Source organism: Nonomuraea sp. NPDC049784 (genome assembly GCF_040659615.1).
Lineage (GTDB): Bacteria > Actinomycetota > Actinomycetes > Streptosporangiales > Streptosporangiaceae > Nonomuraea.
The window spans coordinates 1-7,812 of sequence record NZ_JBFAMX010000493.1; the positions used below are offsets into that span (position 1 = coordinate 1).

Annotated in this window: 10 protein-coding genes; 7 read left to right on the plus strand and 3 right to left on the minus strand. The window is 67.8% G+C overall.

What is annotated here, in order from left to right:
• The 3 genes from AB0J09_RS49180 to AB0J09_RS49190 form a co-directional block, all read left to right on the plus strand.
• The coding region (locus AB0J09_RS49180) for an FAD-dependent monooxygenase (RefSeq protein ID WP_360707759.1) at positions 1 to 965 on the plus strand (965 nt) is incomplete at its 5' end.
• A 332-nt stretch (positions 966 to 1,297) separates the two neighbouring features.
• Positions 1,298 to 2,020, plus strand: coding sequence for a VOC family protein (locus AB0J09_RS49185; protein WP_360707762.1), 723 nt, complete (start codon positions 1,298 to 1,300; stop codon positions 2,018 to 2,020).
• Positions 2,021 to 2,324: 304 nt separating this feature from the next.
• Positions 2,325 to 2,489: an ATP-binding protein gene (locus AB0J09_RS49190; protein ID WP_360707764.1), complete on the plus strand. Its 165-nt coding sequence runs from the start codon at positions 2,325 to 2,327 to the stop codon at positions 2,487 to 2,489.
• A 215-nt stretch (positions 2,490 to 2,704) separates the two neighbouring features.
• On the opposite strand, the gene AB0J09_RS49195 is transcribed toward AB0J09_RS49190, so the two are convergent.
• Positions 2,705 to 2,854 carry a hypothetical protein gene (locus tag AB0J09_RS49195; protein WP_360707766.1) on the minus strand — a complete coding sequence of 50 codons (150 nt, stop codon included), beginning with the start codon at positions 2,852 to 2,854 and terminating at the stop codon, positions 2,705 to 2,707.
• 269 nt (positions 2,855 to 3,123) lie between these two features.
• On the opposite strand from AB0J09_RS49195, the gene AB0J09_RS49200 reads away from it, so the two are divergent.
• The 3 genes from AB0J09_RS49200 to AB0J09_RS49210 all read left to right on the plus strand — a co-directional run bounded on the left by AB0J09_RS49200 (position 3,124) and on the right by AB0J09_RS49210 (position 5,426).
• Positions 3,124 to 3,471: a hypothetical protein gene (locus AB0J09_RS49200; protein WP_360707768.1), complete on the plus strand. Its 348-nt coding sequence runs from the start codon at positions 3,124 to 3,126 to the stop codon at positions 3,469 to 3,471.
• A gap of 568 nt (positions 3,472 to 4,039) precedes the next feature.
• The gene (locus AB0J09_RS49205) at positions 4,040 to 4,309 is read left to right on the plus strand and encodes a hypothetical protein (protein WP_360707771.1); all 270 of its coding nucleotides are present in this window, start codon (positions 4,040 to 4,042) and stop codon (positions 4,307 to 4,309) included.
• A gap of 280 nt (positions 4,310 to 4,589) precedes the next feature.
• A complete protein-coding gene (locus tag AB0J09_RS49210; RefSeq protein WP_360707773.1) occupies positions 4,590 to 5,426 on the plus strand; it encodes an NAD(P)H-binding protein in 837 nt (278 codons plus the stop codon).
• 38 nt (positions 5,427 to 5,464) lie between these two features.
• Here the strand turns inward: AB0J09_RS49210 and AB0J09_RS49215 are convergent, their stop codons facing one another.
• Entirely contained in the window at positions 5,465 to 5,767 is a 303-nt protein-coding gene (locus tag AB0J09_RS49215) for a hypothetical protein (protein ID WP_360707776.1), read from the minus strand.
• 136 nt (positions 5,768 to 5,903) lie between these two features.
• Entirely contained in the window at positions 5,904 to 6,866 is a 963-nt protein-coding gene (locus AB0J09_RS49220; protein WP_360707779.1) for an aldo/keto reductase, read from the minus strand.
• A 189-nt stretch (positions 6,867 to 7,055) separates the two neighbouring features.
• On the opposite strand from AB0J09_RS49220, the gene AB0J09_RS49225 reads away from it, so the two are divergent.
• Positions 7,056 to 7,703, plus strand: a complete 648-nt coding sequence (locus tag AB0J09_RS49225; RefSeq protein ID WP_360707781.1) for a TetR/AcrR family transcriptional regulator — start codon at positions 7,056 to 7,058, stop codon at positions 7,701 to 7,703.
• Positions 7,704 to 7,812 lie beyond the last annotated feature (109 nt).

Genomic DNA, 7,812 nt, shown 5'->3' on the forward strand with positions numbered 1-7,812 from the left:
GCACGGTGCGCAAGCTGCTCGGCGTCGGCTTCCCCGGCGAGCCCGCCACGCACGAGTGGCTGCTGGGCGAGGTGGAGGTGGCCGTGCCGCCGGAGACGCTGATGGCCGTGGTGACCGAAGTCCACAAGACTCACAAGGGCTTCGGCGCCGGGCCCCTCGGGGACGGGGTGTACCGGATCGTCGCACCCGCCGCCGGGGTGGCCGAGGACCGCACGGTCACGCCGACCCTGGACGAGCTGAAGCAGCAGGTGCGAAAGCTCGCCGGCACCGACTTCGGCCTGCACTCACCGCGCTTGCTCTCTCGCTTCGGCGACGCCACCCGGCTGGCCGAGCGCTACCGGACCGGCCGGGTGCTGCTGGCCGGCGACGCGGCGCACATCCACCCGCCGTTGGGCGGGCAGGGGCTCAACCTCGGTATCCAGGACGCGTTCAACCTGGGCTGGAAACTGGCCGCCGAGGTCGGCGGCTGGGCGCCGGGGGAGCTGCTGGACAGCTATCACACCGAACGGCACCCGGTGGCCGCCGACGTGCTGGACAACACCCGGGTGCAGGTCGAGTTGGGGTCCCTCGAGCCGGGTCCCCAGGCAGTACGCCGGCTGTTGTCGCAACTGGTGGACTTCGAGGACGTGAACCGGTACCTGATCGGGAAGATCACCGCGATCGGGATCCGCTACGACTTCGGCGAGGGGCATGAACTGCTCGGCCGGCGGATGCGGGACGTGGAGCTGAAGCGCGGTCGCCTCTACGCGCTGATGCACGGCGGCCGCGGACTGCTGCTCGACCAGACCGGCCGGCTCTCGGTGGCGGGCTGGGCAGATCGGGTCGACCACGTCGTCGACGTCAGCGAGGAACTGGATGTACCCGCCGTGCTGCTGCGGCCCGACGGCCACGTGGCGTGGGTCGGTGATGATCAGCGGGAGCTGCACAGCCAGCTGCCACGGTGGTTCGGCGCCCCCGTCAGCTGAGCGCGCCGTTGTGGCTCGAAAGGGTCGGACCCATCTCCGGCCGAGTTGGGCGCGGTCCGGTGCGTGACATCTGGTCCTGGCGCTTGGGGTGGTGGCGGCCGCGTGGAACCTCCCGCTGAGGGCACCGCGATCGAGCTGTACGAGAAGCCGGCGCTGGCCCGCGCCTGAGCCAATCGTCCACTGTCCTGATCGCGGATCGTGCGCCGGAAGCGTCGCCCCCTGACTTATAAGCGTTGGCGTCGCAGTCCTCGATCAGGCTAGCGTTGCTTCCGTCATGCGCCAGGAGGATGTGCCCTGCCTGCGCCTCTGAGTCAGCAGATTGGAGATGCGGGATGACTTCTCAGCTCGTCGCGCTCTGCTTCGATGCGAACGACCCGCTCCGTCTCGCGCGCTTCTGGGCCGGCGTCCTGGGCTGGGAGATGGCCAACGACCCCCACGATGGCATCGCGATCCTGCCGAGCGATGACACCGGGTTCCGGATCCGATTTCTTCCGACCCAGGAGAAGAAGACCGCTCCGAACCAGATGCACTTCGATCTGACGAGCACGTCCCTCGAGGACCAGCAGCAGACGGTGGCGAGATCGCTCGGACTCGGTGCGCAGCACATCGACATCGGGCAACTCCCGGAGGAGGGGCATGTGGTGCTCGCCGACCCCGAAGGCAATGAGTTCTGCGTCACCGAGCCGGACAACAACTTCCTTGCCGACTGCGGATTCATCGGAGCGCTTTCGAGCGACGGTTCGCAGGAGGTCGGGTACTTCTGGAGCGAAGCGCTGGGCTGGCCGTTGGTCTGGGACCAGGACCAAGAGACCGCGATCCGCTCGCCGCACGGCGGTCCGAAGATCACCTGGGGCGGTCCGCCAGTGGCGGCGAAGACCGGGAAGAACAGACTGCACTTCGACCTCGCTCCACCTATGCACGGTGACCAGCAAGCGGAGGTCGACCGTCTCACCTCCCTCGGAGCGACTCGAATCGACATCGGCCAGCGCGGGGTCAGTTGGGTGGTGATGGCCGATCCCGATGGCAATGAGTTCTGTGTTTTGACCCCCCGATAGGGTGGCCCCGGGCGGCGCCGCGGTTCGTGACTCACACCGCCCAGTAGTAGCCGGCAAAGGCCGACACGACGGTCGCAACCGAAGAGCCGCCGGCGGGACTCGTGGCCAAGGTCGTTCAGCTCACACACGTTTCTGAAATCGTCAGACCGTCCGGATCTGCCGCAGTCCGAGCGTCGCGACCTGCGGTGCTGCAGATGCCCCGTACGGCGATAATCCCGATTGTCGGGGGCTGGACGTGCACTCCCGGTCATGCCTGAGACCCTGATCGGCGATTTCGACGCCAAGCCCACCGTCGACCCCGGCCGTGATCCACACGCTGGCGACCGGGGGATGGGCGCGCAAGGGGCTGCCGTTGTGTTTGATCGGTGATTCCGGCACCGGCAAGTCGCACCTGCAGATCGCGCTGGGCACCGAAGCCGCCATTAACCCTGGCAGCCAAGCTCGTCAACGAGCTGGTCGAAGCCGCTGACGGAAAGATGCACGAGGTACGGCTTGTTGCAGTGAACGCAGCAGTTGTGCGGCGGTGTCGGCGGACACTTCGCCGGGTGTGTTCATGATCTGGGAGGCGAGTCCGTCGACGAACGTGTGCAGGAGCGCCGCCCAGAGCTCGACCTGGGCATCAGGGTGCGCGAGCGTGGCCTGACCCGGTTCGCGCGCGCACCGTTCACCGTCAGCGGTTCACTGTCAGTGGATGGCGGTGATCTTCTGCGAGTCTGTGGAGGCGGAGACCAGCAGACCGGCCTGGGTGAGGGAGGGCAGCAGATCCGAGAGCATGAACTTCGAGGTGCCCTGGGCGAAGATGCCCAGCCCGAGGATGGAGATGGCGAAAGGCATGGTGGGTGTGCTCCGTGGTTCTCCGGCGGAGTTGGGCGCGGTGCCGGGGGACAGGACACGAACGTGGCCGCGGTTGACGTCGAATGCGATGAGCGGGTGGACCCGGCGAGGTGGCGGGAGACGCAATCGCCTCGACAGGTGCCCGGTCCTTGTCCAGTCTCAGGGCGCCACTGACCTGGCCGGCCGTCGGCGCAGGCCCCGTTGAACCTAGGTCCAACTGGTCCACCCTGGCGGGTGAAACCGCGGTGACCTGGAGAAATACTGGACGTATGGATCAGAACGCCGACCTGGGAGAGTTCCTGCGCTCCCGCCGGGCCCATCTGACCCCGGACGAGGCGGGCGTTCTCCGCGACTCGACCCGGCCCGTCCTCGACTGGCTCGCCGCCACCGGCCGCTCGCGCGTCGCCATTCACTTCGCCGTCGACACCATCGACAGCAACGAGATCGGCCTGGGGCTCGGCATGGTGCCCGGCGGGCTCACCGGCAACGAGGCGCGACGCATCATCGCCGACATCGACGCCTGCGTGGATGTCGTCGGGCTCACGATCGCGGAGTTCATCCCACGGCAGGTCATGCACCTCCAGCAGATCCTCAAGGGGGTTCCGCTGGTCTCCTGAGGCCCGGCGGTTCGTCGCGAGCTCAGCAGGCAGTCACTACAAGAGATCGCGTCGTCCACGACGTCTGGCCACCAGCGGATCGACCGCTGCACCGCACTGCGCACGGGCGGTTTCTCTCCCTGCGCCCACTGTCGGGCAGCTCCAGCAGGCGCTCGTCGTCGACGACGATCCACTGCTGGAAGAGCCCATCCTCGGTCACGCCGATATTGCTGGCACCGTAGATGGCCACCTGGGTGCCCGCAGGGAAACGGTCACTGTCCTCGACGGTTCCCGAACCTTCGTTCCCCGGCACCACAGGAGCCTGCACAGGAGCCGGGTTCTCCGGTTACGTGAGGTTCGTGGTACTTTCTTGATCGTAAGGTGCAGCGCTCGTTCACGAGCGCGTCGGGACATCCGGCCGGCACGACAGCCTCAGTACAGGCTGTCTGGATCTCTCAGCGGAGAGCGTGCCTTGTCATGTCCACAACCTCCTCCCCACGTGTACGGGCAATCTTCTTGCTCGTGGTCGCCGCCGATGTGCCCGACCTGCTGAGCACTACGGTGACCAACGTGGCCGGCCCCCACCATCGTGCGGGACCTCGGCGCCTCCTGGTCACTGGCTCCCTGGCTCGGCGCGAGCTACACGCTCGCGATGGGCTCCCTTGGCACGGTGGCCGGCGCCGTCGCGTTGGCCGCGTTCCGATGGCAGCAGGCACGCGCCAACCGGCCGCTGCTGGAACGGTCACGGTTCGGCAACCGCGGCTTCGTGGCCGGTCTGGTCTTCGGTGCGCTGTTCTTCGGCACCGTCACGGGCGTTATGTACGTGACAGCGCCTACCTGCAGCAGCGTCTGGGCCTGAGCCCGTTCCACGCGGCCGTGGTCACCGCGCCGGTGTCCGTTGGCATCATCACCGCCTCGTTCACGGTCAGAAGCCGCATCGCGTCCCAGCTTCGGCGCCGTGTTCGCGGGCGCCCTCGGCGAGGTGAACTCCACCCAGGCGGGCAGCGCAAGGGCCTGCTCAACGGCGTGCGCAGTGAGCATCCCGCTGCTTCCCCGCCGGGGGGCGCACGTCCACTGAGCCTTCCACGCCTCCGGAAGGCATCCGCATCCATATCCGTACCGATCACGGGAGTTTGTCCATGATTCTCATCACCGGAGGCCGCGGCGCGGTCGCCGCCCACCTGCTGGCCCTGCTGTTCCAGGCTGATCAGCCCGTACGCGTAGCCTCCAGCAACCCTGGAGAACTACAGGTCCCCGACGGCATCACAGCCGTCACCTGCAACCTCAGAAATCCTGCCACCTTTCCGGCCGCTCTCTCCGGCGTCACCGAGGTCTTCCTGTACGCCGAGGCTTCGCACATCGCCGAGTTCATCGACGCCGCCGTTACGGCCGGCGTCAAGCACGTCGTCCTGCTGTCGTCCGCCGGCGTGCTGAACCCCGAAGCGGCCGGTGATCCGCTGGCCAAGTCCCATCTCGACGTCGAGACCGCACTGCTCACCTCACCGCTCGCCACCACGCTCCTGCGCCCCGGTTCCTTCGCCGGTAACGCGGGCGCCTGGGCCTGGCCCATCAAGGCCGGCCGCCCGGTGAGCCTGCCCTACCCGGGCTCCTACACCGACCCCATCCACGAACGGGACATCGCCGAAGTGGCCTTCACCGTGCTCACCGACCCACGCCACCAGGGCCGGTGCCTCCACTTGACCGGCCCGGAGAGCCTCACGTTCAGTGAACAGATCGAGCAACTCGCCGAGATCACCGGCCGGCCGATCACCGTCAACCACGTCACCCGCGAGGAATGGAAACAGGAAGTGGCCGATTACATCCCCGGTCCGTACGCGGACCCCCTGCTCGACTACTGGCAGGCCCATGACGGCCGCCCCGTGCCTCTGACCGACACCGTCGAACAGCTCACCGGTCACGCTCCCCGCACCTTCGCCACCTGGGCCCGCGACCACGCCACGGCCTTCATCGAGTAGTACCGACACCATCCCCACAGGCCCGGCCGGGCACGTCCTCACCGGCGTGCCCACCCGTCCAATCGGCCGGCATCGCGCAGAGCGGCACAGGCGGGGTGGCGGTGATCTGCCCGCGGCGGGGCAGCCGGATCGTCCAGAGGGTGCGTTAGCGCGGTTCGTCGTCCGGCTGGGGCGGGCGCGGCACGTACCCCTCGCGGCGAGTCGAGTTCCGTGCGCAGCATCGTCAGTAGCGTTTCCTCCAGAGCGAGCACGGCGCCCGGCCGGCGGTCGGCCAGCTCCGCCAGGGCGTTGTCGTCGGCGTTGCGCAACGCTCGCAGGAACAGCGGGTTGCCGCCGCTCACCCGATAAATCAACCGCCGGCGTCGGACGGCATGAGCGCGGCCGCCGCGTCCTCATCCAGCGGGGACAGGCTCAGTCTGATGACGCGCGGATCCTGGCGGGCGCTGCGGGTGTGACCGCCGTGCGGGAGCGATGCGGTCAGGCGGCGGCGCGTTCGTCGAGCGGCCGGCGGCGCAGGCGCGCCTGCTCGATGGCGGGTGGGTTGTAGGCCATGTCGAGCGTGCCGACATCGGTGCCGGGTGGCACGATCTCGTCGATCCGGTCGAGGATCTCGTCGGTGAGCGTGACGTCGAGGCCGGCGAGGAGGTCGTCGAGCTGCTCCATGGTGCGCGGCCCGATGATCGCGGACGTGACGCCGGGGTGGGCGATCGCGAACGCCATCGCGAGGTGCGTCATCCGCAAGCCCGCCTCTTCGGCGAGCGGAATGATCTGTTCGACGGCATCGAGCCGACGCTCGTCACTGAGGTGCTTGAAATAGGCGGCGCGGCGGAGGTCGGTCTGCTGACCCTTGCGGATGCGCCCGGTGAGCAGTCCCTGCGCGAGAGGGCTCCACACCAGCGTGCCCATCCCGTAGCGTTGGGCGACGGGCAGCACTTCGGTTTCGATGCCGCGGTTGAGGATCGAGTAGGTCGGTTGTTCGGTGCGGAACCGTTCGAGGCCGCGCCGCTCAGCCACCCACTGGGCTTCGACGATGTCGGAGGCGGGCATCGTGGACGACCCGATCTCCCGGACTTTACCGCTGTGGATCAGGTCCGAGAGTGCCGAAAGCGTCTCCTCGATGTCGGTGTCGGGGTCCGGTCGGTGGATTTGGTAGAGGTCGATGTGGTCGGTCTGCAGGCGACGCAGCGAGTTCTCGACCGCGGTCATGATCCAGCGCCTGGAGTTGCCTCGCTGATTGGGATCATCTCCCATCGGGAGGTGCAGCTTGGTCGCAAGGACGACGTCGTCGCGACGTCCCTTGAGCGCCTTTCCCACGATCTCTTCGGACTCGCCGTGGGCGTACGCGTCGGCGGTGTCGATGAAGTTGATCCCTGCATCCAGGGCCTTGTGGATGATCTTGATTGAGTCGTCGTGGTCGGGGTTGCCGACGGTCCCGAACATCATGGCGCCGAGCGCGTAGGGGCTGACCTTGATGCCGGTCCGGCCGAGGGTGCGGTACTGCATGCGGCTTCTCCTGAGGTTGTGGTCGAGGCATGGGCGTGCACTTGCATGCCGTATCCTGAACCGAAGCGGAACGTCTTTCCGGAACTATACGGAAAGCCTTTCCGGTTAAGCAAGCGAAGGAGTGTCGTGACCGAGAACACGGCGCCGACCGGAGCCGACTCGACCGGCTCCCCGGGTCCGGGCGCACCCGAACGCGCGCCGCGTCGGCTGCGCGCCGACGCGCAACGCAACATCGACTCCCTGCTTGAGGCAGCCAAGGCCGTCTTCGGCACGTCAGGCGTGGACGCGCCCGCGAAGGAGATCGCCGATCTGGCCGGCGTCGGAGTCGGAACGCTGTACCGGCACTTCCCGCAGCGCTCAGACCTGGTCAAGGCCGTGTTTCAGCGCGAGGTGGATGCCTGTGCCGACGCGGCCCCGGCGCTGACCGCGGCGTACGAGCCAGAAATGGCACTCGCGAAGTGGCTCCTCCGCTACACCGAGTTCCTCGCGACCAAACGAGGACTCGCTACAGCCCTTCACTCGGGCGATCCGGCGTTCGAAGCCCTGCCCGGCTATTTCATGCAGCGACTCGGACCCACCCTCGGGTCACTGCTCGAAGCCGCGACAGCCAGCGGCGAGATCCGCGCCGGCGTCAGCCCCAAAGACCTCCTGTACGCCGTCGCCAATCTGTGCCTGCCGGTGGAGGACGAGGGAGTCGGCTACAGCCAACGCATGGTCGCGCTCCTCATCGACGGACTACGCTACGGCGCCGATACGAGCCAGCCCCGCTCCTGAATTTGAACGAGCCAGGGCCCGGTGAGGCGACGGTGCCGGAGGACGGCATCATGGCCGTGCTGTGGGGAAGCGGCGGCGACCACTCTCAGCCCCACACTCCGCCGCTTCC

Excerpts from the sequence above, each read along its gene's own strand:
- AB0J09_RS49185 (WP_360707762.1), top strand. The coding sequence starts at position 1,298 with ATGACTTCTCAGCTCGTCGCGCTCTGCTTCGATGCGAACGACCCGCTC.
- AB0J09_RS49195 (WP_360707766.1), bottom strand. The coding sequence starts at position 2,854 with ATGCCTTTCGCCATCTCCATCCTCGGGCTGGGCATCTTCGCCCAGGGC.
- AB0J09_RS49200 (WP_360707768.1), top strand. The coding sequence starts at position 3,124 with ATGGATCAGAACGCCGACCTGGGAGAGTTCCTGCGCTCCCGCCGGGCC.
- AB0J09_RS49210 (WP_360707773.1), top strand. The coding sequence starts at position 4,590 with ATGATTCTCATCACCGGAGGCCGCGGCGCGGTCGCCGCCCACCTGCTG.
- AB0J09_RS49220 (WP_360707779.1), bottom strand. The coding sequence starts at position 6,866 with ATGTTCGGGACCGTCGGCAACCCCGACCACGACGACTCAATCAAGATC.